This window comes from Rhizobium sp. 2YAF20, from assembly GCF_052114685.1.
Classification (GTDB): Bacteria; Pseudomonadota; Alphaproteobacteria; order Rhizobiales; family Rhizobiaceae; genus Rhizobium.
In genome coordinates this window covers 468,014-487,669 of the sequence record NZ_JBFRFF010000001.1, presented here as the reverse complement: position 1 = coordinate 487,669, position 19,656 = coordinate 468,014, and the positions used below count along the sequence as shown (strand labels likewise).

19 protein-coding genes are annotated in these 19,656 nt (G+C 61.0%); 8 read left to right on the top strand and 11 right to left on the bottom strand.

Annotation, left to right across the window (positions count from 1 at the left end; all coding sequences use genetic code 11):
• Positions 1-9: 9 nt before the first annotated feature.
• On the bottom strand, positions 10-693 hold the full coding sequence (locus tag AB4Z52_RS02350; RefSeq protein ID WP_442216281.1) for a tetratricopeptide repeat protein: 684 nt from the start codon (positions 691-693) through the stop codon (positions 10-12).
• A 120-nt stretch (positions 694-813) separates the two neighbouring features.
• Positions 814-1,401, bottom strand: coding sequence for an NnrU family protein (locus AB4Z52_RS02345; RefSeq protein ID WP_442216280.1), 588 nt, complete (start codon positions 1,399-1,401; stop codon positions 814-816).
• Between the two features lie 125 nt (positions 1,402-1,526).
• On the opposite strand from AB4Z52_RS02345, the gene AB4Z52_RS02340 reads away from it, so the two are divergent.
• Positions 1,527-2,528, top strand: coding sequence for a polysaccharide deacetylase (locus tag AB4Z52_RS02340; protein ID WP_442216279.1), 1,002 nt, complete (start codon positions 1,527-1,529; stop codon positions 2,526-2,528).
• Between the two features lie 128 nt (positions 2,529-2,656).
• On the opposite strand, the gene sbmA is transcribed toward AB4Z52_RS02340, so the two are convergent.
• On the bottom strand, positions 2,657-3,922 hold the full coding sequence (gene sbmA / locus AB4Z52_RS02335) for a peptide antibiotic transporter SbmA (protein WP_442216278.1): 1,266 nt from the start codon (positions 3,920-3,922) through the stop codon (positions 2,657-2,659).
• Between the two features lie 426 nt (positions 3,923-4,348).
• Between sbmA and AB4Z52_RS02330 the strand changes: the two genes are divergently transcribed.
• On the top strand, positions 4,349-4,921 hold the full coding sequence (locus tag AB4Z52_RS02330; protein WP_442216277.1) for a PadR family transcriptional regulator: 573 nt from the start codon (positions 4,349-4,351) through the stop codon (positions 4,919-4,921).
• Positions 4,922-4,942: 21 nt separating this feature from the next.
• Here the strand turns inward: AB4Z52_RS02330 and map are convergent, their stop codons facing one another.
• The 6 genes from map to AB4Z52_RS02300 form a co-directional block, all read right to left on the bottom strand.
• Positions 4,943-5,695, bottom strand: coding sequence for a type I methionyl aminopeptidase (gene map / locus AB4Z52_RS02325; protein ID WP_442216276.1), 753 nt, complete (start codon positions 5,693-5,695; stop codon positions 4,943-4,945).
• Positions 5,696-5,762: 67 nt separating this feature from the next.
• Positions 5,763-6,800, bottom strand: a complete 1,038-nt coding sequence (locus AB4Z52_RS02320) for an LLM class flavin-dependent oxidoreductase (protein WP_442216275.1) — start codon at positions 6,798-6,800, stop codon at positions 5,763-5,765.
• A 163-nt stretch (positions 6,801-6,963) separates the two neighbouring features.
• Positions 6,964-7,422 carry a DoxX family protein gene (locus AB4Z52_RS02315; RefSeq protein ID WP_442216274.1) on the bottom strand — a complete coding sequence of 153 codons (459 nt, stop codon included), beginning with the start codon at positions 7,420-7,422 and terminating at the stop codon, positions 6,964-6,966.
• Positions 7,383-7,859 carry an SRPBCC family protein gene (locus tag AB4Z52_RS02310; RefSeq protein ID WP_442216273.1) on the bottom strand — a complete coding sequence of 159 codons (477 nt, stop codon included), beginning with the start codon at positions 7,857-7,859 and terminating at the stop codon, positions 7,383-7,385. Before AB4Z52_RS02310 ends, AB4Z52_RS02315 begins: the two co-directional genes overlap by 40 nt.
• Before the next feature lie 105 nt (positions 7,860-7,964).
• Positions 7,965-9,224: an RNA polymerase sigma factor gene (locus AB4Z52_RS02305; protein WP_442216272.1), complete on the bottom strand. Its 1,260-nt coding sequence runs from the start codon at positions 9,222-9,224 to the stop codon at positions 7,965-7,967.
• Complete coding sequence (locus AB4Z52_RS02300; protein ID WP_442216271.1) at positions 9,221-9,595, bottom strand: YciI family protein; 375 nt, start codon at positions 9,593-9,595, stop codon at positions 9,221-9,223. Before AB4Z52_RS02300 ends, AB4Z52_RS02305 begins: the two co-directional genes overlap by 4 nt.
• 163 nt (positions 9,596-9,758) lie before the next feature.
• Between AB4Z52_RS02300 and AB4Z52_RS02295 the strand changes: the two genes are divergently transcribed.
• The gene (locus AB4Z52_RS02295) at positions 9,759-10,256 is read left to right on the top strand and encodes a cytochrome b (RefSeq protein WP_442216270.1); all 498 of its coding nucleotides are present in this window, start codon (positions 9,759-9,761) and stop codon (positions 10,254-10,256) included.
• A 1-nt stretch (position 10,257) separates the two neighbouring features.
• Here AB4Z52_RS02295 and sigJ read toward each other — a convergent pair whose 3' ends face one another.
• Positions 10,258-11,127, bottom strand: coding sequence for an RNA polymerase sigma factor SigJ (gene sigJ / locus AB4Z52_RS02290; RefSeq protein ID WP_442216269.1), 870 nt, complete (start codon positions 11,125-11,127; stop codon positions 10,258-10,260).
• Positions 11,128-11,275: 148 nt separating this feature from the next.
• Here sigJ and AB4Z52_RS02285 point away from each other — a divergent pair, with 148 nt between their 5' ends.
• Positions 11,276-11,734: a carboxymuconolactone decarboxylase family protein gene (locus tag AB4Z52_RS02285; protein WP_442216268.1), complete on the top strand. Its 459-nt coding sequence runs from the start codon at positions 11,276-11,278 to the stop codon at positions 11,732-11,734.
• A 133-nt stretch (positions 11,735-11,867) separates the two neighbouring features.
• Entirely contained in the window at positions 11,868-13,073 is a 1,206-nt protein-coding gene (locus AB4Z52_RS02280; RefSeq protein WP_442216267.1) for a TIGR03862 family flavoprotein, read from the top strand.
• A gap of 59 nt (positions 13,074-13,132) precedes the next feature.
• Here AB4Z52_RS02280 and glpK read toward each other — a convergent pair whose 3' ends face one another.
• Positions 13,133-14,626: a glycerol kinase GlpK gene (glpK, locus tag AB4Z52_RS02275; protein WP_442216266.1), complete on the bottom strand. Its 1,494-nt coding sequence runs from the start codon at positions 14,624-14,626 to the stop codon at positions 13,133-13,135.
• 204 nt (positions 14,627-14,830) lie between these two features.
• On the opposite strand from glpK, the gene AB4Z52_RS02270 reads away from it, so the two are divergent.
• The 3 genes from AB4Z52_RS02270 (at position 14,831) to xdhB (ending at position 19,597) form a co-directional block, all read left to right on the top strand.
• Positions 14,831-15,604: a 3-hydroxybutyrate dehydrogenase gene (locus AB4Z52_RS02270; protein WP_442216265.1), complete on the top strand. Its 774-nt coding sequence runs from the start codon at positions 14,831-14,833 to the stop codon at positions 15,602-15,604.
• 41 nt (positions 15,605-15,645) lie between these two features.
• Positions 15,646-17,112: a xanthine dehydrogenase small subunit gene (gene xdhA, locus AB4Z52_RS02265; RefSeq protein WP_442216264.1), complete on the top strand. Its 1,467-nt coding sequence runs from the start codon at positions 15,646-15,648 to the stop codon at positions 17,110-17,112.
• 148 nt (positions 17,113-17,260) lie between these two features.
• The gene (gene xdhB / locus AB4Z52_RS02260) at positions 17,261-19,597 is read left to right on the top strand and encodes a xanthine dehydrogenase molybdopterin binding subunit (protein WP_442216263.1); all 2,337 of its coding nucleotides are present in this window, start codon (positions 17,261-17,263) and stop codon (positions 19,595-19,597) included.
• Positions 19,598-19,656 lie beyond the last annotated feature (59 nt).

The following is a 19,656-nucleotide window of genomic DNA, read 5'->3' as shown; positions in this document are numbered from 1 at the left end:
GTTTTTCCTTTAGCCCTTGGCCAGTGGGGCTTTGCCGGAGGCGATGATGTTATCAAGCATCATCTGCGCGCGGTTGGCAACGTTGCGCGGCGACTGCTGGTCGTCGACGATGGCCTGATACCACTGACGAGCCTTGACGAAATCGCCCGCCTTGAAAGCGGCAAGACCGAGAACTTCACGGGCCGAATGGCGAAAGCCGTTTGCCGGCACGGCCAATTCCTCGACCTGCGCCGAGATCTGGTCGTAGGTTCCGGTATCGACCAGCAGGAATGCTGCGCGCACCCGCGCGGCATCGCGAATGACCGACGGCACGCCGGACTGTTTGCTGATTTCCGTGAAGGCGGCAACGGCGCCCGTAACATCGCCCTTCTGAGCCTGCAGCGTTGCAGCACGCATCTTGGCCAAAAGCGGATAGGAGCCGAGCCCATCCTTCTCGATGGCGCTCAACGCGGCAAGCGCTTCGTCGCTCTTGTTCTGGTCGGCAAGCGTCAGAGCGGCGATGAACTTGTCGCCGGTGCTGCCGGCCTGATTGCCGGCCCAGTAGCGGTAGGCGCTGAAGGCGGCGGTGGCAAAGACGATGAGCACGGCGATGCCAACGAAAATGCGCCCGAAGCGGCGCCATACGAACCGCAGCTGATCGGAACGAAGTTCCTCGTTGACTTCACGGATGAAGCTATCGTCGTTGAATGCCATTCTCGTCTCCGGCCCGGGCCTAACTCAATCTTTTCAAAACGGGATCACGCCAGCTGGATGCAGCGCGTGAAGGGGCCTTCTACTCCATTTTGCCGCCGATGTAAGGGGGAGTTGCCGAAATCATGTCATCGAAAGTGGCGAAACTCCGATAATCCACTCATGCAGCTTCCAGATGATCAACACCCAGAGCACAACGCCAAGGACGGCCGCGTAGAGATCGTATTTCGCAGATACGAACGGCCTCACATTGATCTCGCCGGCCCGGGCCCGCCGCTTCAACGAAATCCTGAGGATCACGCCCCAGGCGAGGAACGCCGTGAATAGCAGGACCGACGCGCTGTCGCCGTTGGCGATCAGATGTGCCAACGCCCAGATCTTTACCGAAAGCACCATCGGATGCTTCACCGCTGTCGCGATGCGGCCTGCTGGCAACAGGCTCGCGACAAGACAGATCATGGCGACGAGCATCAGGGCGATGGTGATGTGCGAAGCCCAGGCAGGCGGCGAATAGAGAACAGTCGTTGCAGTCCGCGCGACACTGAAGGCATAAACGAGGAAGACGAAAGTGACGAGGCTGGCAACCGAATAAATTCCCGTCCAGGTCGGCTTGCCAAGGCGATCGATCATCGATTGGCGAAAGCCGGGGGCAAGGGTTCGGATCAGATGGACGCCGAGAAAAAGTATGAGGCCGACGGCTAGCAATGTCATGAATGAGATCCTGTTCAAGGCTGTGTCAGCCATCAATGCCCGGTTTGGCTAAAAATTGCCACAGCGATCCCGGCTTCGCCACAATCGCAAGGCATCAAAACCCGAAGCAAATCGTCGCGGTGCCCATGTTTTCACATTCGTCTCCAATAAAGCTCTATTCTTCGGCCGTTGCCCTGTCTCTTTTGCTCTGCCCTGCGGCAAGGTCGGAAGACAAACCGAAGCAGATCGTCCTCATCTCCTTCGACGGCGCGCATGACAATGCGCTCTGGACGAAAAGCCGCGAGATCGCTACGCGCAACGGCGCCCACTTCACCTATTTCCTCTCCTGCACCTTTCTGATGAACCACGATCAGGCAAAGGCCTATCAGGGACCCGGACAGAAGCCTGGAAAGTCGAACGTCGGCTTTGCCAAGAGCGACGACGAGATCCGCACGCGCATCGCCAATATTTGGGGCGCGCATCAGGAAGGCGCCGATATTTCGAGCCACGCCTGCGGTCACTTCGACGGCAAGAAATGGACGGAGGCCGACTGGAAACAGGAGTTTATCTCCGCGCGCGTCGCATTGCGCGACGCCTGGAAGAATGCGGGCGCCGCAACCGAAGAGCCTGACGGCTGGGAGAAATTCGCCACCCACGACGTCAAGGGCTTCCGCGCGCCCTATCTCTCCACCAGCGACGGCCTGGTTCCGGCGGAGAAGGCGATTGGCTTCGAATATGACGCCAGCCTCGTAACCAGGGGGCCACAGCTGCCGCAAAGCGTCGGCGGGCTTGCCCGTTTCGGCCTGCCGCTGATTCCAGAAGGCCCGGACCACCATCTCGTGATCGGCATGGACTATAATTTCTATGTCCATCATTCGAAGGGCGTCGAGGACGCCCAGGATTCAAAATCGTTCGAAGACCGCACCTTCGATGCCTTCGAGGCTGCGTTCGACAAGGAATATGACGGCGACCGCATCCCGCTCCAGCTCGGCTTCCATTTCGTCGAGATGAATGCCGGCGCCTATTGGCACGCGCTCGACCGCTTCGTCAGCGACGTCTGCCACCGGCCGGAGGTCGCCTGCATCAGCTATTCGCAAGCCCTGCCGATGATTGCAGCCCGCGGAAAGCCGCAAGGGTCCGGGCTTTGATTGCGTCACGCTAGCTCTCGCCTTTACACCCCCTCTGTCGGCGAGGCCGACAGAGGGGGTGTCTGGCTCCGAACTTACAAAAAAGGCTCCGTCTCCGGAGCCTTCCATTTCATGTCAATCCAGGCCGCTCAAGCATCCACGTTGACGTTTTCCGCCTGCCGTTCGAGATAATACCGATCGATCGCCGGCAGTGGTTCGTCATCGATTGCAGCCTCGAAAGCCTTCAGACGCTTATGGATCGACAGCAATTCGATAATCGTTGTCCAGGAATTCACGAGATACTGGAACGAGTTGCTGACCTGTCCGAACGCGGTCGAGATCTGCTGGAATATCCCGTAAGTGATCACCCCGGCAACGATGGTCGGCACCAGCATGAAGATCACGAAAAGATTGTCGGCCTGGAGGTAGAAGTAGCGGGCAACGTTGAAATACATGTAGTGGAAATACATGCGGAAGTAGTTGCGGCGGACGTTGGAGAACAGTTCGACGACGGTGGCCGGCTGAGCCCGGTCTCCATGATCCTCACCATAGACCAGCTCCTTGCGATAGGCCGCCTCGACACGCTGGTTCTTGAAATTCAATCCTGGCAATTTGATACCCGCAAATGCCAGCAGGAACGTGCCGAACACCGACCAGAACAGTGCGAGCCAGAATAGCGAATTCGGCACCTTGCCGATAAAGGGTAGCTCGGTAACGTAGGTCGACAAGGCCAGAAGAATCGGCAGGAAGACGACCAGCGTCATGACAGAGTTGATCAGGCTGATACCGAGGCCTTCGAGCGTACTCGAAAAGCGCATCGTATCTTCCTGAACACGCTGGGAGGCGCCTTCGATATGCCGCAGCTTTTCCCACTTCGACATGTAGAAATCGTTCATCGCCGTGCGCCAGCGGAAGATGTAGTGGCTGGTGAAAAAGTCGGTCATGATCGATACGAACATGCTGAGGAAAGCGATCTGCGCAAAGACCAGCATCAAGTCGTAGAAATTCTCGACGGAAACGCCCGGCTTTTTTACCAGCGCGTTCTGCAAAAGATCCCCGAACGGACGGCGCCAGTTGTTGATCACGACTGAGATCTGCACGCCAAAATAGGTGACAAAGATGATCAGCGCCGAACCCCAGACCGACCATATTTTCCAGGGATGATTGACTGCCTTTATATGCCAGGCGCCGCAGAAGATTGCCGCGCTTAGCAGGAAGTAGCCGTAGAACCAGAGATTTTCGCGAAGCATGAAGAATGAAAGATCGATCGGCTGCTGCTCTTCCGAAACTGGCGCAAAACCATGCGCGGCGCCGAAACCGGCAGCGAACAGATACCAGCCAGCTATGGCAACCAAAGTCCAGACGATAAGCGAGGTAAAGAACAGCCTTGGCTGGGGAAAAAAGGAATGGAACACGGGCGGCGGGGCTTTCTTGGCTTGGTCGTTCGACCTTGGGCTTCGTCTTTCGACAGTGGCTGGCGACTTTTCGCGGCGAACCTAAGACAGTTCGAAAGACGCGGCAACCGGCTTCGTCCCATTGTTACGCAATTGTAACTGCGCGTGTTCGCCCGCCAACCCTCGCCACGGCCGGATAATCGACGACGCGTCATCTTCGCAATCCCCGCTCCGCCGAAAATTTTCGAACGCCAATCTTGCGGTTAATTATCTTACGATATATATCTTACGACATTACGAACGATACTGTTCGTACGAACACAAAGGATAAAAGTTATGAGAGGTTTCCATGGTGGCATGTTCGCTGGTGGCTTTCACCGAACCGAGGAGTATATCCTGCGACACGGCGAACATTACGATCAGCGCGGGTCGCGGGGGAGAGAATTCATGAGGGGTTTCAAGGGTGGCATGTTCGGCGGCGGTTTCCGCACAGGCCGGAAATTCGACGCAGCCGACCTGCAGCTCATCATTCTGGCCCTCCTTTCAGAGCAGCCGCGACACGGTTATGAATTGATCAAGATTCTCGAGGAGCGTTCCGGCGGCTTTTATGTGCCGAGCCCGGGCGTCATCTACCCAGCCCTTACCTATCTTGAGGAAACGGCGCTTGCCGAAGTCGAGGTCTCAGGCACGAAGAAGCTCTATCGCATCACCGAAGCCGGCCAGGCCCGCGTCGATGAAAACCGTGCGCTGATCGAGGTGACGCTCGCCAAGCTCGGCCACATCGGCGAGAAGATGGCCCATGTGCGGCGAATGTTCGGCTCGGAAGACGGCGGCGGCGAAGAGCGCGACGACAGCGCCTTTGATCGCGATGTCGGAGAGGTCCGGGCGGCGCGCCAGCTGCTGCGCTCGGCACTCAGGATGAAATATCCGTGGACGAAGGCCGAAGGCATCCGCATCGCCGCGATCCTCGAACAGGCAGCCGCCGACATCCTGCGGCCGAAGCCGGAAGCCTCGGAATAGGCCACGGTTTTTCGGAAAGTATCACTCGTCGGCAAGCGTCAGGATGATCGGCCCGTTGCGCGTGGCAACGACGGTGTGCTCGAACTGCACCGTCGGGGCGCGTGGGTCGCTGTAGAGCGTCCAGGCATCGTCGCCGCCTTCGGCCCAGGTGGCGCCGAGCGATAGAAAGGGCTCGACGGTAAAGACGAGCCCGTCCTGCATGACGCGCGTTTCGCTTGGATCGGCCCAGGTGGAAACCTCGGCCGGCTCCTCGTGCAGCGAGCGACCGATACCGTGGCTGGCGAGATTTGCAACGAGGGTATAGCGGTTCTTGGCCGCAAAGGCGCCGATTGCCTTGCCTATTTGCAAGAATGCGGCGTCGCTGCGCACCTGATTGAGCCCGATCCAAAGCGCCCGCTTGCCGTCGCGGCACAGGCGCTCCACCTTCGGCTTGACCGGCGGCACGGTGAAGGATGCGCCGGTGTCCGAAAAGAAACCGTCCTTTTCGGCCGACACATCGAGATTGACGAGATCGCCGGCAAGGATCACCCGCGGCCCGGGAATGCCGTGGGCCACCTCTTCATTGACGCTGATGCAGGTCGCACCCGGAAACCTGTAGCAGAATTCCGGCGCCGAGCGCGCGCCGGCATCCTCCAGCACCTTGCGACCGATCTGATCGAGCTCCAGCGTGGTCATGCCGGGCTCGAGAGCGGCGGCCATCGCCTTCAGCGCATTGGCGCAGATACGGCCGATTTCTCTGAGCTTTGTCAGTTCGTCGTCGTTGCAAATGATCATTCGCGGCTTCCGGCTCGTTCCCGGCAGCACCGGGCGGATAGGATCAAGCTGTCGCTTTCGCCTCTCCTTAGCCCTCAGTCAATGCCTTTCTAACCAGGGGCGCCACTTTCGTGCCGTAGAGTTCGATGCCACGCATGACTTGCGCATGCGGCATCAACCCGATCGCCATCTGCAGCAGGAAGCGGTCGTTCTTGAAGATGCGGTGATGCGCGACGATCTTCTCGGCCACCGTTTCGGGGTCGCCAAGGAACAAGGCGCCGTTCGGACCACGTGAAAGATCGAACTGCGCCCGGCTGGTCGGCCCCCAGCCTCGCTCCCGTCCGATCCGGTTCATCACCTCCGATTGCGGCCCGTAAAATTGATCGGCAGCCGCTTGCGTGGTGTCGGCGATAAAGCCATGCACGTTGATACTGGTCTTCAGCCTGGTCGCATCCTGATCGGCGCGGCGCGCAGCCTCGCGGTAGAGATCGAGCAAGGGCGCGAAACGGCGCGGTTCGCCGCCGATGATCGCGATCGCGACCGGTAGGCCGAAAGCACCAGCGCGCGCGACCGACTGCGGCGTCCCACCAACCGCGATCCAGACCGGCAACGGCTCCTGCAGCGGACGAGGATAGACGCCCTGGCCGTTGAGCGGCGGACGCATCGCGCCCGACCAGTTCACATGCTCACCGTCCCGGATCGCCAGCAGCAGATCGAGTTTTTCCTCGAACAGCTGGTCGTAGTCTTCCAGATTATAGCCGAACAGCGGAAACGATTCGATGAACGATCCGCGTCCCGCCATGATCTCGGCGCGACCGTTCGACAGCAGGTCGAGTGTCGAGAACTGCTGGAAGACACGAACGGGATCGTCGGAGCTCAGCACCGTGACCGCGCTGGTGAGCCGGATGTTTTTCGTTTTCACCGCCGCCGCAGCCAGGATCATCGCCGGTGCAGAGGCGGCATAGTCTGGCCGATGATGCTCGCCAAGCCCGAACACATCGAGCCCGACCTGATCGGCAAGCTCGACTTCCTCGACAAGGTCCCTGACCCGTCGCGCAGCTTCGGCACCCTTCCCGCCGGCAGGATTGGGATCGACGTCAGCGAATGTGTAAAGTCCGAGTTCCATGGTGTTTTCCCATCCTGTTATCGACAAGCAGATAAGCAGCCATGATCGGCTTCGCAAACGGGAATATTAGAAGAGTTCGTTCGAAAAAGTTGATGGGGGCAGCGATGAAGATCGGTAGGCCGCAGCCCCAACGGCATGCAATTCGATTCCAAAATCAATCACATCAGAGCTTGAACGGAATCATTCTACGAACCGCTTCATACCTTAGATAAAGGCCGCCCCAGGCGATGATGCCGAGGTAGGCGCCGAAGAGCAGATGCAAGAAGATCGGGCTGCCGCCACCCAGAAGGCCGGTCAGAAGGGTCGCTCCAAGCACCGAAGTCCTTGGAATGGCATAAAGCAGCGCGCAGGCGAGCGTAATGATACCAAGGCCGCGTGCAAGGATCGGATCGCTGGAATAGCCGAGCGCCGCCATCGTCTCGGTCACCGGCGAGATCGGGATCAGCTTGATTGCCCCGTCGAGGACCAGAAAGGCGACGATCAGGCCGCTAAAAATGCTGCCGGCATGCGCTGCGGGCGCGACACCCCGGTTGAATCGATTGGGTATGCCATGGCCGTATCCTCCTGAGCACCGATATGAAATCAGATCCTGGCGACGAGTGCCGCAAGCTGATCGGAGCACTGCCCCCAGCCCTGGTGGAAACCCATCTTTTCATGGGCCTGGCGGTCCTCTTCGCTCCAGTGCAGGACTGTTGCCGTATATCTGGTCTTGCCGCCGCCGAGGTCTTCGAGCGTGATCGTTGCGACCATGAATGGCTTTGCCGAGGGAACCCAGGCGCTGGTGAAGGCGTCGGTGAAGACGAGCTTCTCGTTCTCGACGACCTCGAGATAGACGCCGCGGTTCGGAAACTGATTGCCGTCGGGATCGCTCATGACGAAGAGGTTCGCGCCGCCCGGCCGAACATCCATTTCGACATGCGGCGTGCTCCAGGGCAGCGGAGCGAACCACTGCTTGACGAGATCGGGATTGGTCCAGGCCTTGAATATCTTGTCGCGCGGTGCATCGATCACGCGGGTGAGCGACAGTTCGAATTTCGGGGTAATGTCCTGTTCGGTCATGACTTTGGTGCTTCCTCTTGTTTGAAACGCAGCCTCTGCGGCCTGTATCCCAAGGACGCTGCGATGGCCCCCGTGTCGACAGGACTTAGGGGAAATTATCAAAAATTATTTCGCGAGAAATGCGACGGCGTCGCCTTCAAGGCGATCGAGCTGCTGGCGGATGTGTGCCGCCTCGGCGGTGGAATTTGCAAGCGCAATTGCCCGGTTGAAAGCCTCACGGGCTTCGCCATCGCGCTTGAGCTGCATCAGCAGACCGCCCCTGACGCCATGAAAATAGAAATAGGATGACAGGCGTTCTGCCAGCGGCTCGATCAGCGCCAGCGCTTCACCGGCCCCTTTGAGCTTGCAGACAGCCACGGCCCGATTGAGGGTGACGACCGGTGACGGCTGCAGGCGCTCGAGACCCTGATAGAGAAGGTCGATTTCTTCCCAGTCCGTGTCTTCGGCCCGAAGCGCCCGCGCGTGCAAAGCGGCGATGGCCGCCTGAAACTGATAGGGACCCGGCTGGCGGTGGCGGATAGCCTTGTCGAGCAGGGCTAATGCCTCGTTGATGATCTCGCGGTTCCAGCGCGAGCGATCCTGATCCTCAAGCAGGACCATCTGCCCTCGACCATCAAATCGCGCCGCCTTGCGCGAGTGCTGCAGAAGCATCAGCGCCAGAAGCCCCATCGTCTCGGGCTCAGAAGGAAAGATGCGTAGAAGCAGGCGCGCGAGCCGAATTGCCTCGTCGGTAAACGCGGATGTGTCACGCGAAACTTCGCCGCTGGAATAGCCCTCATTGAAGACGAGATAGATCATCGAGGAGACGACCGTCATGCGTTCGCTGCGCTCGACCGCACCGGGGATCTCGAAAGCAACGCCGGCTGCAGCAATCCGGGCCTTCGCCCGCGTGATACGTTGCTCCATGGCGCTTTCGCCGACCAGGAATGCCTTGGCGATCTGCGCAACCGAAAGACCGGAGACGATCCTGAGCGCCACCGCGATCTGCTGGGTCGCCGGCAGATCCGGATGGCAGCAGATGAACAGCAGCCTGAGGATATCGTCGCGATAGTTTGAGCCGTCGAGGCGTTCGGCCATCTCGGCCTCGGCGTCGCCGGTGTCCGAGAATGCGGCCTCTTCCGGCAACGCCTCGGTCTTGCTGCGGCGACGGACGACGTCGATGCCGCTGTTGCGACCAACGAGGATCAGCCAGGCGACCGTATCGCGCGGTGGCCCTTTGTCCGGCCAGGTTTTCAGCGCCCGGAGACAGGCCTCCTGGAACGCTTCCTCGGCAATGTCGAGATTTCGGAAGTAACGAAGCAATGCCCCGAGCGCCTGGGGCCTTGCCGATGTCAGTGCCTTGTCGATCCAGACAATATCGGTCATGTCGAAATAGTCCCCGGCCTGAAGACGTAAAGCGGCCGGATCTCATAGGCGCCGGCGCCAGGATTGGCGATCGCCAGCTCTCTCGAAAATTCGACAGCCTCGTCGAGCGTCTCGAAATCGGCAACGAAAAAGCCGAGAAACTGCTCCTTGGTCTCGGCAAACGGACCGTCAAGCACCAGCGGCTCGTCCTTGCCCTTGCGCAGGGTCGTCGCTGCCGTCGTCGGCATCAGCCGTGCGGTCGGCCCGAGCCTGCCTTTGTCGGCAAGCTTCTTCTCGACGGCGTGCAGCCGGGCCATGGTCGCCTCCTCCTCGTCCTTCGACCAGGCAAAGACGGCATTTTCGTCGTTGTAGCACAGGATTGCATAGAGCATCGGTAGCCTCCTCTTGATTTAAGACGAAGAAGTAGCGCCACAACCGACAGGACGCATCAAAAAATTGAGAGGCGGGCGATCAAACCGGGCGGCCCGGCAATTCAGGCTGCCGTCAGGAGCCATGGTCCATAATCCCGCCAGGTAGAATAGGGAAACGACATTCATGCGATCAGTACGACCGCTCGGCTACTCCGCCGCTCAGATATCGCTGCATTGGCTCATCGCCGCGCTTGTTATCTTCCAGCTCCTGCTTGGCGACAGCATGACCCACGTCGTCAGGGCGCGGATCCGCGACCGCATCGTCTCGTCGTTCGATGCATCGATGGGCACTGCCCACTACTGGGTCGGCATCGCAATCCTTGCCCTGGTCTGCCTCAGATTGGCCCTGCGACTGTTCGTCGGCACGCCGAAACCGGCTGGCGGGCCCGCACCGCTGGTTCTCCTCGCTCGATTTGCCCACTGGACCTTCTATGTGCTTCTGGTCGCAGTCCCGATCACCGGCCTGCTCGCCTATTATCAGCTCGGCCCTTTCGGAGGCATCCACAGCCTCGCCAAACCCATATTCATCATTCTGATCGGCCTGCATGCCGCAGCGGCGCTGTTCCACCAGTTCTTCCTGAAGGACGGTACGCTGTTGCGCATGCTGGTGCCGGCGCGCTAAATCATTCGCTCGCCAAGATCGCGTAGTCCGTTTCGCGAAGGCGTTCGGGGTCGGCAACGGCGTTTATCGCGTTGATCCGCCCGTTGTCGAACGTCAGGCGCAGCACGACGCGCAGCACACCGTGGAACGCGACGACAAGGCCCAATTCGCCGTTGACCATCGCAGCCTTCGCTCCCTGGGCTCTTCCCTTGAAGATGCCGGCCACAGCTGCCGCACCACGAACCTCGGCAAGGGCGCCCAACTGAACGCCCGCCGCATCGGACCGAAAGATCACGTCCGGATCGAGGATCGCCAGCAACCCCTCGAAATCCCCGCCTTTGGCCGCGGCAAGGAAAGCGTGGACGATTTTCCGCTGATGGGTCCGATCGGCAGCAACTGGCGGCTCACTTCCCTCGACGCGACGCCGGGCCCGGCTCGCAAGCTGCCTCACCGCCTCCGTCGAGCGCCCGACGATCGGCGCGATATCGTCGAAAGGCACGGCAAACATGTCATGCAGAACGAAGGCAAGCCGCTCAGCCGGCGCCAGCCTCTCCAGCACGACCAGCATTGCGGCGCCGACCTGATCTGCCATCGCCGCCTCCTGCTCTGCATTTTCGCCAGGAGCTACAGGCTCCGGCACGTCCGGACCCCACGGCGCCTCGCGCCGCGATCTGCGCGACCGCAACATGTCGAGGCACACCCGTCCGACGACGGTCGTCAGCCATCCGGTAAGGTTCGAGACCTCCATCGTATCGGCGCGGCTGAGGCGTAGCCATGCCTCCTGGACGGCATCGTCGGCCTCGCTTCGAGAGCCGAGCATGCGATAGGCCACCGCCCGCAAATGGCTACGATCAGCCTCGAACCGTTCAGCCAGAAATTTTTTCTCGTTCATCGGTCACATTTCCCCGTCGCGTTCCGTCATCCCTTTGACGAACGAGGCCGGCTTGATGTGACAGGAAAATCGTCCCGCCGGCCACGTCGTCAAGATTGCCGGATATCCAGCATCCGGAATTTGAAAACACACCGGAAGGAGATGAAACATGCAAGCAAGAATTAGCAACCCGGCGGTACTCGTTCCCGACGCGATGCAGGCGCTACAGGCCGTGGCGAACGTGACGAGAAACGGCGGCATTTCGACCCGCACGCTCGAGCTGATCAACCTACGGGCGAGCCAGATCAACGGCTGCGGCGTCTGTGTCGACGGGCATCCTCGCCTGGCGAAGAAGGCCGGTGAGACCGACGAACGCCTGTTCGCCGTCGCCGCCTGGCGGGACACCCCTTATTTCGACGAGGCGGAGCGCGCAGCACTCGCGCTCACCGAAGCCGTAACCCGCCTCAGCGATAGATCGGACCCCGTGCCTGACGACATATGGGAGCAGGCCGCGCGACATTATGGCGAAGCCGACCTCGCGCTCCTCGTTCTGGCAATCGCAAACATCAACCTCTGGAACCGCCTGAACGTCGCCACCCGCCAAATCGCCGGCGTCTGGAAGCCCTGAAAAGGCCGCCGGCTGGCGCAGCCGTCGCGATGACTGCGCCAGCCCCGCTCACCGGAAAGTCGACACAACCTGTTGCACGCCGTCTCGTAGCAGGCCAAGACTGCAGCAACGATTCGGGGCGTCAGGTGGGCGAGTGAACGGAAAACAGATTGCGATCATCGGCGGTGGCCCTTCGGGGCTGATGGCGGCTGAGTTCCTTGCCGAAACCGGTCATGCCGTCACGATCTACGACAGCATGCCGACAGTCGCTCGCAAGTTCCTGCTGGCCGGCAAATCCGGTCTCAACATCACCCATTCCGAGGATTACGCACTCTTTGTCAAGCGCTTCGGCGCAGCGTCGGAACACCTACGATCGGCGCTCGATGGTTTTCGACCGGAGGATATTCGCGGCTGGGCAAGAGCGCTTGACACAGAGACATTCGTCGGCTCTTCGGGTCGCGTCTTTCCAAAGGCAATGAAAGCATCGCCATTGCTGCGCGCCTGGCTGCGAAGGCTCGAGGTGCTAGGCGTCGAACTGCGTGTCCGCCATCGCTGGACCGGCTTTACTGAGGACGGCTATGTCTTCGCCACACCGGAGGGTTCGAAGATCGTTCGCTGCGATGGCGTGCTCCTGGCGCTTGGCGGCGCCAGCTGGCCAAGGCTCGGCTCGGATGCGACCTTGATGCCCTGCCTCCGCGCCAAGGGCGTCGGGATCGTGGATTTCAGGGCCGCGAATTGCGGCTTCGATGTCGACTGGAGCGCTCCGTTTCGCGAACGCTTTGCCGGTGCGCCGCTGAAATCGGTTATGGCCACCTCCGACGCCGGCAGCTTTCCGGGGGAGATGGTGGTGACGCAACATGGCATCGAGGGAAGTCTGGTCTATGCGCATTCCGCCGCCTTGCGCGATCGGCTCGAGGAGGAAGGTGCTGCCACGCTAACGCTCGACCTGATGCCCGGCCGGACGGAGAACCGGCTGTCGAAGGATCTCGCCCGCCAGACGGCGAAGGCAAGCCTTTCCACGCGCCTGCGCAAGGGCGCCGGCATCGAGGGCGTTAAGGCTGCCGTCCTGCGCGAATTGGCAGCGGCCGACCTCCACGATCCGGAGCAGCTTGCCCGCCTCATCAAGGCGCTTCCGGTTCCGCTGGTAAGGCCGCGGCCCATCGCCGAGGCGATCTCGTCGGCCGGCGGTATCGGCTGGGCGAGCGTTGACCGCAGTTACATGCTCAACGCCCTCCCCGGCGTTTTCGTCGCCGGCGAAATGCTCGACTGGGAAGCCCCGACCGGCGGCTATCTGCTCACAGCCTGCTTAGCCACCGGCCGAGCGGCCGCGCATGGGCTTAATGCCTGGTTGAATAGTTGAATGAACTTGTTGCCGCCATTGGTCAGCCCTTGACCCCAAGTCGCTGGAAAGACTCTCGATTAAGCCTCGCTCAGCGTCCTCTTCACGGCGTTCCTCCAGCCCTTCAGCTTGGCCGAGCGAAGCTTTTCATCCATCTGGGGCTCGAACCGCCGATCCCGCGCCCAGGCCTTGGCGAAAGCCTCGCGATCCGGCCAGACCCCTGCCCGACTGCCGGCAAGCCATGCGGCCCCGAGCGCGGTCGTTTCGAGGATCGTCGGCCGGTCCACCGGCGCGTCGAGCAGGTCCGCCAGCCGTTGCATCGTCCAGTCGGAGGCGACCATCCCGCCATCGACCCGAAGCACGGTGCCTTCGGCGCCGTTTCTCCAATCCTTGTGCATGGCGTCGAGAAGGTCCCGTGTCTGGTAGCAAACGGCCTCCAGCGCCGCCCGGGCAAATTCCGCCGGTCCCGTATTGCGAGTAAGGCCGAACATCGCCCCACGGGCATGGGCGTCCCAATACGGCGCGCCAAGCCCCGTGAACGCCGGCACCATATAGACCTCCTGCGTCGGGTCCGCCTGATCGGCAAGATCACCGCTGTCAGAGGCGCGCTTGATCAACCTCAGGCCGTCACGCAGCCATTGCACGGCGGCCCCGGCGATGAAGATCGAGCCTTCGAGCGCATAGGTCGTCTCGCCATCGAGGCGATAGGCGATTGTCGTCAACAGCCTGTTCTTCGAGCGCACGATATCGTCGCCGGTGTTGAGAAGCGCGAAGCACCCAGTGCCATAGGTCGATTTCATCATGCCCGGCTCAAAGCAGGCCTGGCCGATCATCGCCGCATGCTGGTCACCGGCAACACCTAGTATCGGGATCGCCGCCCCGAAGATGTCGGGCTCGGTCACACCGAAATCGGCGGCGCAATCCTTGACCTCAGGAAGTATGGCCGCAGGCACGCGCAGAATCTCGAGCAGGTCGGCATCCCATTCGTTGTCGGCGATATTGTACATAAGCGTCCGCGACGCGTTGGTGGCGTCGGTAACAAACGATTTGCCGCCCGTTAGCCGCCAGATCAGGAAGGTATCGATCGTCCCGAAGCAGAGATCGCCCTTGGCCGCCCTTGCCCGGGCACCTCTAACATTGGCGAGCATCCACGAAAGCTTGGTGCCGGAAAAATAGGGATCGAGCAGAAGGCCGGTGCGGCGTGTGAACAGTTTTTCGAGGTCCTGCCGTTTCAGCTTTTCGCAATAGTTCGCGGTACGGCGGTCCTGCCAGACGATGGCGTTCTGGATCGGCTTGCCGCTCTCGCGTTCCCAGACGACGACCGTCTCGCGCTGGTTGGTAATGCCGACCGAAGCAATATCTTTCGCCTCGATGCCGGCGGCCTTGATGGCCTTGCGGACGGTTGAGAGCACGCTCTGCCAGATATCTTCAGGATCGTGCTCGACCCAGCCGGATTGCGGATAGAGCTGCGCAAACTCCTTCTGCCCAACACCCGCGACCTTCATCCGATGATCGAAGACGATTGCCCGTGTCGACGTGGTCCCCTGGTCTATCGCCAAGACATAACCGCTCATCCCATCCTCCCCGCTGCTTGTGGCTGGCAAATCAATAGGACAGACAAACGAATGTGAAAAGAAACTAAAACGAAAATATCTTGAGAAGCATGCCGTCGGTCGGATCGCGAGCACAAAACAGAATTGCTCTTGCTCTCGATTTGGGACTAACCTTCAAGACAGTTTGCGCTGCAATAGAAGCCGGCGCGGAACATGGAGTTTCTCATGGCAAGAACAGTCGTCATCACCGGATCCACCAGCGGCATCGGCCTTGCGATCGCGACGGCCTTTGCCGCCAGGGGCGAAAATATCGTCCTCAACGGCTTCGGCAGTCCCGACGAGATCGGCACCATCAAGTCGAACCTTGAAGCCCTAGGCGGCAAGGTCATCCACCACCCGGCCGACATGACGAAACCCGCCGAAATCGCCGACCTGATCGCGACCGCGGCGAGCACCTTCGGCAGCGTCGACGTCCTCGTCAACAATGCCGGCATCCAGCATGTCGAGAAGATCGAGGATTTCCCGATCGACAAATGGGACCAGATCATCGCCATCAATCTGTCCAGTTCGTTTCATACCATGCGGGCTGCCATCCCGTTGATGAAAGAGAAGAAAGCCGGGCGGATCGTCAATATCGCCTCGGCGCATGCGCTGGTCGCCTCGCCCTTCAAGTCCGCCTATGTCGCGGCCAAGCACGGCATCCTCGGATTGACCAAGACAGCGGCTCTCGAGCTTGCCGAATTCGGCATCACCGTCAATGCGATCTGCCCCGGCTATGTGCTAACGCCGCTGGTCGCAAGGCAGATCCCGGATACCGCCAAGGCCCGCGGCATGACCGAGGAACAGGTGAAGACCGAGGTGCTGCTGAAAGCCCAGCCGACGCGCGAATTCGTCAAGGCAGAGGAAATTGCAGCGCTTGCGCTCTATCTGGCCAGCGACGATGCGAAACAGGTGACGGGCACCCATGTCTCGATTGACGGTGGCTGGACTGCGGCATAACGATTGACGGTTGAACCATAAGAATAAGCTAAGGGACCGACATGAACGACAGCATCCGCTTCATCCTGAACGGCGAGGACGTCTCGCTTTCGAGCCTGCGTCCGACGGAGACGCTGCTTGATTTCTTGCGGATCAACCGGCACCTGACGGGCACGAAGGAAGGATGCGCGGAAGGGGACTGCGGCGCCTGCACCGTGCTGGTCGGTCGCCTTATAGACGGCGGCCTGCACTACGAATCGGTCAATGCCTGCATCCGCTTTGTCGGCTCGCTGCATGCCACCCATGTCGTCACCGTCGAGCATCTCGCCGCCAAGGACGGCACTCTGCATCCAGTGCAGCAGGCGATGGTCGATTGCCATGGCTCGCAATGCGGCTTCTGCACGCCGGGCTTCGTCATGTCACTTTACGGCCTCTGGCTTTCGAACGAGAAGCCGAGCCGGGCCGAGATCGAAAAGGCCTTGCAAGGCAATCTCTGTCGGTGCACCGGCTATGAGCCGATCGTCAAAGCGGCCGAACAGGTGAGCCGGATAAGGCCGAGCACACTGTTCGACCCACTGGAGAAGACCCGTTCGAATATCAGCTCGCGCCTCTGGGCGATCGGCAATCGCGAAACCGTTACGGTTTCGTCGGGTGACGAACGGCTGATCGTGCCCGGATCGATGGCGGCACTTTCCCGGATCCTTCTCGACGAACCCACGGCGACGATCGTCGCCGGCTCTACCGATGTCGGGCTTTGGGTCACCAAGCAGATGCGGCCACTGAACCCGGTCGTCTTCATCAATCATCTGGCCGAGCTGCAGGCGATATCAGCCGGAGACAAGGGCTTTAATATCGGCGCCGGCGTCACCTATAGCCGCGCCTTCTCCGCCATGGCCGCAAAAATCCCCGCACTCGGCAACCTCATCAACCGCATCGGCGGCGAGCAGGTGCGCAACATGGGCACGATCGGCGGCAATATCGCCAACGGCTCGCCGATCGGCGACACGCCGCCGCCGCTGATCGCACTCGGAGCCACCGTCAAGCTGCGCTCCGCAAGCGGCGTTCGCAGCCTGTTGCTCGAGGATTTCTTCATCGAATATGGCAAGCAGGACCGCCGACCGGGCGAATTCGTCGAAAGCGTCTTTGTTCCCTATCCCGAAGATGGCGTGCATTTCGCGGTCTACAAGATCACCAAGCGCCGCGACGAGGATATCTCGGCGCTGTGTGGCGCTTTCCACCTGGCGCTCGATGACGCCGGCAAGGTCGCCGACATCCGCATCGCCTTCGGCGGCATGGCCGGAACCCCGAAGCGCGCCCGCACCGTCGAGGCCGAACTCATCGGCCAACCGTGGACGGAGCAGACCGCGGTTGCCGGCCGCGATGCCTTTGACGCGGACTATCAACCACTGACCGACTGGCGGGCTACGGCAGAATACCGACAGCTAACGGCGAAGAACCTGCTTCTCCGGTTCTATCTGGAAACGTCGGGCGCGCCTCAGGAGCTGAAGCGATTCGAGGAGCTGGTATGATGGTGGTGGCAATCGGCTACGAATTTGGCGCGATACCCCCCTGTGTCCTGTCGGACATCTGCCCCACAAGGGGGGAGATATCGGCCCGGCCGACAAAGCGGGGTAAGCTCTTCTGCGCAAAACCAGACAATGCCGGAGGTGCGCTCTGATGGACAAATCCACCTTCGAGGACCGCAAGAGCATCAACGGCTCGATGCATGCGTCGCTGAAGCATGATTCCGCACATAAGCACGTGACGGGTGCGGCCGACTATATCGACGACATTCCCGAACCGGCAAACCTGCTGCACGGAGCGCTGGGCTTATCCGACCGGCCACATGCCGACATTCTCGGCATGGATCTCGCAGCCGTCAGATCCTATCCCGGCGTCATCTGGGTCATCACCGGCAAGGACGTGCCCGGCATCAACGATGTCAGCTCCAACGGCAAGCATGACGAGCCGCTGCTTGCCGAGACCAAGGTCGAGTTTCACGGCCAGCCGATCTTTGCCGTCATTGCCACGACGCGCGACGCGGCCCGTCGCGCCGCCCGCCTTGCCAAGATCGACTATCGCGAGCTGCCCCATTGGAGCGACATCGACGGCGCGCTCGAAAATGGCGGGCCGCTGGTCTATGATCCGATGACGCTTCATCGCGGCGAACCGGAAACCGAGATGGAAAAGGCGCCGCGCCGGCTGAAGGGCCGGATGCGCATTGGCGGACAGGAGCATTTCTATCTCGAAAGCCATATCGCCATGGCGATCCCCGGCGAAGACGACGAGGTCACCGTCTGGTCTTCGACACAGCATCCAAGCGAAATCCAGCATATCGTCGGCCACGTGCTCAACATTCCGTCCAATGCCGTCACGGTGAACGTTCGCCGCATGGGCGGCGGCTTCGGCGGCAAGGAAACGCAGGGCAACCAGTTCGCAGCGCTGGCCGCAATCGCCGCCAAGAAGCTCAACCGCGCCGTCAAGTTCCGACCCGATCGCGACGAGGACATGGTTGCGACCGGCAAACGCCACGATTTCATGGTCGACTACGAGGTCGGCTTCGACGATGACGGCCGCATCCAGGCGGTTGATGCCACCTATGCGGCGCGCTGCGGTTTCTCCTCCGACCTCTCTGGCCCGGTCACCGATCGTGCGCTGTTCCATGCCGATTCGAGCTACTTCTACCCGCACGTCCATCTGGTTTCCAAGCCGCTGAAGACCCACACGGTCTCAAACACCGCCTTCCGCGGCTTCGGCGGCCCGCAGGGCATGGTCGGCGGCGAGCGCATCATCGAGGAGATCGGCTACGCGCTCGGCAAGGACCCGCTCGAAATCCGCAAGCTGAATTTCTACGGCCAGCCCGGCTCTGGGAGGACGCTGACGCCCTACCATCAGGAGGTCGAGGACAACATCATCGGCCGTATCGTCGAGGAGCTGGAAGCCTCGGCCGACTATCAGGCGCGACGCAACACCATCATCGAAATCAACCGCACCAGCCGCTTCATTCGCAAGGGCATAGCGCTCACTCCGGTCAAATTCGGCATCTCCTTCACCATGACGGCCTTCAACCAGGCGGGGGCGCTGGTCCATGTCTATCAGGACGGCTCGATCCACCTGAACCACGGCGGCACCGAGATGGGCCAGGGCCTCTACACCAAGGTGGCGCAGGTTCTGGCCGATGCGTTCCAGGTCGATATCGACCGCGTGAAGATCACCGCGACGACGACGGCCAAGGTGCCGAACACATCGGCCACCGCCGCCTCGTCAGGCTCAGACCTCAACGGCATGGCCGCCTTCGACGCCGCCCGACAGATCAAGGAACGTCTTGTCGCCTTTGCCGTGCAGAAATGGGATGTCGAACCCTCAGATGTCATGTTCCTGCCCAACCGCGTCCGCGTTCGAGACATCGAAATCCCCTTCCCGAATTTCATCAGGCAGGCCTATTTCGCCCGCGTGCAGCTTTCCGCCGCCGGCTTCTACAAGACGCCGAAGATCCACTGGGATCGCGCCGCCGGCCGCGGCACGCCGTTCTTCTACTTCTCCTACGGTGCCTCGGTTTCGGAAGTCTCGATCGACACGCTGACCGGCGAATACCTGATCGACCGCACCGATATCCTCCACGATGTCGGCCGTTCGCTGAACCCGGCGATCGATATCGGCCAAGTCGAGGGAGCCTTCGTCCAGGGCATGGGCTGGCTGACGACGGAGGAGCTCTGGTGGGACGCCAAGGGCCGGCTGCGCACCCATGCGCCCTCGACCTACAAGATCCCGCTCGCCTCCGACCGCCCGAAGATATTCAACGTTCGCCTTGCCGAATGGTCCGAGAACGCCGAAGCCACCATCGGCCGCTCCAAGGCGGTCGGCGAACCACCCTTCATGCTGGCGATCTCGGTGCTCGAAGCCCTCTCCATGGCCGTCGCCAGCGTTGCGGACTACAAGATCTGCCCCCGCCTCGATGCTCCGGCGACGCCGGAAAGGGTGCTGATGGCGGTCGAGCGGTTGAAGGGGATGTAATCCGTGCGGGGGGGCCTTTCACTCATAGTTCACTCCCCTTTGTCAGCTTCGCTGGAATC

Bases quoted from the DNA above. Each gene is read 5' to 3' on its own strand.
- AB4Z52_RS02270 (WP_442216265.1), top strand. From the start codon at position 14,831: ATGGCAAGAACAGTCGTCATCACCGGATCCACCAGCGGCATCGGCCTT.
- AB4Z52_RS02330 (WP_442216277.1), top strand. From the start codon at position 4,349: ATGAGGGGTTTCAAGGGTGGCATGTTCGGCGGCGGTTTCCGCACAGGC.
- map (WP_442216276.1), bottom strand. From the start codon at position 5,695: ATGATCATTTGCAACGACGACGAACTGACAAAGCTCAGAGAAATCGGC.
- AB4Z52_RS02310 (WP_442216273.1), bottom strand. From the start codon at position 7,859: ATGACCGAACAGGACATTACCCCGAAATTCGAACTGTCGCTCACCCGC.
- AB4Z52_RS02295 (WP_442216270.1), top strand. From the start codon at position 9,759: ATGCGATCAGTACGACCGCTCGGCTACTCCGCCGCTCAGATATCGCTG.
- AB4Z52_RS02285 (WP_442216268.1), top strand. From the start codon at position 11,276: ATGCAAGCAAGAATTAGCAACCCGGCGGTACTCGTTCCCGACGCGATG.
- AB4Z52_RS02345 (WP_442216280.1), bottom strand. From the start codon at position 1,401: ATGACATTGCTAGCCGTCGGCCTCATACTTTTTCTCGGCGTCCATCTG.
- AB4Z52_RS02350 (WP_442216281.1), bottom strand. From the start codon at position 693: ATGGCATTCAACGACGATAGCTTCATCCGTGAAGTCAACGAGGAACTT.
- xdhB (WP_442216263.1), top strand. From the start codon at position 17,261: ATGGACAAATCCACCTTCGAGGACCGCAAGAGCATCAACGGCTCGATG.
- AB4Z52_RS02320 (WP_442216275.1), bottom strand. From the start codon at position 6,800: ATGGAACTCGGACTTTACACATTCGCTGACGTCGATCCCAATCCTGCC.
- AB4Z52_RS02305 (WP_442216272.1), bottom strand. From the start codon at position 9,224: ATGACCGATATTGTCTGGATCGACAAGGCACTGACATCGGCAAGGCCC.
- sigJ (WP_442216269.1), bottom strand. From the start codon at position 11,127: ATGAACGAGAAAAAATTTCTGGCTGAACGGTTCGAGGCTGATCGTAGC.
- glpK (WP_442216266.1), bottom strand. From the start codon at position 14,626: ATGAGCGGTTATGTCTTGGCGATAGACCAGGGGACCACGTCGACACGG.
- AB4Z52_RS02340 (WP_442216279.1), top strand. From the start codon at position 1,527: ATGTTTTCACATTCGTCTCCAATAAAGCTCTATTCTTCGGCCGTTGCC.
- xdhA (WP_442216264.1), top strand. From the start codon at position 15,646: ATGAACGACAGCATCCGCTTCATCCTGAACGGCGAGGACGTCTCGCTT.
- AB4Z52_RS02300 (WP_442216271.1), bottom strand. From the start codon at position 9,595: ATGCTCTATGCAATCCTGTGCTACAACGACGAAAATGCCGTCTTTGCC.